Raw genomic sequence first — 1,761 nt, 5'->3', positions numbered from 1 at the left:
AAAATTATGAAAAAACAAAAGTCGCAAAAATAATTGGTATTGGCCGTGAAGTAACCGGTCTTAAATCTGATGGTTCAACCTTCCAAATGCATCTGTCAATCAATCCTATAGAGGGTCCATTAGGGCTTGGCTATGTGGGGACCATCAGAGATTTATCTGAAGATATACGTGTCGCAGAAAAAATCGATTGGTTGTCGCATTTTGATAATTTAACAGGACTGCCAAACAGGGTGTCGTTAATCAATTTTCTTAATCAAGCAGAACAACAAAGGCGGTTGAGTTTGATAGCCATAAACCTTCATGACTTCAAGAAAATAAACCTCTGCTATGATATGGGGGAAGGTGATTTTGTATTACAAGCAATCGCAACCAGAATATCAGACTTTGCAGGGCGTCATCACTTTGCATTTAAAGACATCGCTGACCATTTTTGGTTAGTGATTGATATAGATTATGAACAAGACTTAGTCAATACGGTTGATAAACTTAAGTGTACTCTACAGCAGGTTATTTCAGGTAAAGCTGAACATTACATGAGTATTAGCCTGGGTGTTGCGTGTGTGCAACAGAATAATATTTTAACTAGCCTAATTGCACATGCAGAGGCGGCTTTGTTCTCATCAAAACAAAAAGGTGTCAATCAGATTTCCTATTTTGAAGACCTACAGGTCGAAAAACTTGTTTCGGAATATCAAGTTGAAATAGCCCTGCGCCAAGCTTTAAAAAACCAAATGTTAGCGTGCTGGCTTCAACCAAAAGTGGATAGCCAGCATAAAATAGTCTCAGCCGAAGTGCTGGTGCGCTGGCAGGATGAGAATGGGCATTATATCCCACCAGACCAGTTTATTGGCGTAGCAGAAAAAACAGGCTTAATCGTTCCATTAGGTAAATTTGTCACAAATAAAACCGCAGAAATGTTAGCTGATTTTAATCAGATAAACCCTGATTTCACCCTTGCGATGAATGTGAGTCCTTTGCAGTTTTTACAGCCCAATTTTGTGTTCGATTTAGTCGATTGCTTTAATAAAAATAAGGCTAATTTAGCTAACTTAACGATTGAAATAACAGAAACTTTGTTAATTAACGATGTAAGTATCGTTAGACGTATTATTGACGAGCTAGGTCAATACGGTATCAGCATATCGATAGATGATTTCGGCACTGGTCATTCAAATCTAAAGCGCATTATAGACATGTCCATTTCTGAACTAAAAATTGATAAGCAATTTGTACAAAATTGCCTTACCGATAAGAAGTCTGAACACCTGCTGAGTGCGATTGTTGGTCTATCAAAAGTCATGAATTATAAGATTGTAGCAGAAGGCGTCGAATCTCTTGATATAGCACAACATTGTATCGAGTTAGGGATAGATTTTTTACAAGGATACTATTTTGGCAAACCACAGTCTTATGGCTGTTTTATTAACAGCTTCAATATGATGGCTGCAAGTTAGCTAGTGATACTATAATGAATAGTTAAGTTTAGTGTTCGAAACAATTATATGATTAATGAACGATATTTTGAGTAGTTTTCTTTTCGACGTTCTATAATAAGTGCATGACTTTTAACCTTGACGCTAAGACAGCCTTTAATAGCACCTCAAGCATTGATGTATTAATTAACCTCATATATGGGTAAGGTTTAGCGAAAGATGAACGACTGCATGGCAAATTTTATGCCGCATAATCAGTCCCTTTATTAACGTGGAAGTAAAAATGGAATCAACAGACAAGTTGACCGACACCAACGCAATTTTAGCG

At 37.1% G+C, this 1,761-nt stretch carries 1 protein-coding gene; it reads left to right on the top strand.

The genetic code is table 11. The features are described 5' to 3' along the window. A partial coding sequence (locus H5202_RS21910; RefSeq protein WP_182773897.1) for a putative bifunctional diguanylate cyclase/phosphodiesterase occupies positions 1-1,454 on the top strand: 1,454 nt, incomplete at its 5' end. Positions 1,455-1,761: the final 307 nt, after the last annotated feature.

This window comes from Shewanella sp. SG41-4 (assembly GCF_014164505.1).
Lineage (GTDB): Bacteria > Pseudomonadota > Gammaproteobacteria > Enterobacterales > Shewanellaceae > Shewanella.
This window is presented reverse-complemented; position numbering and strand designations above follow the sequence as displayed.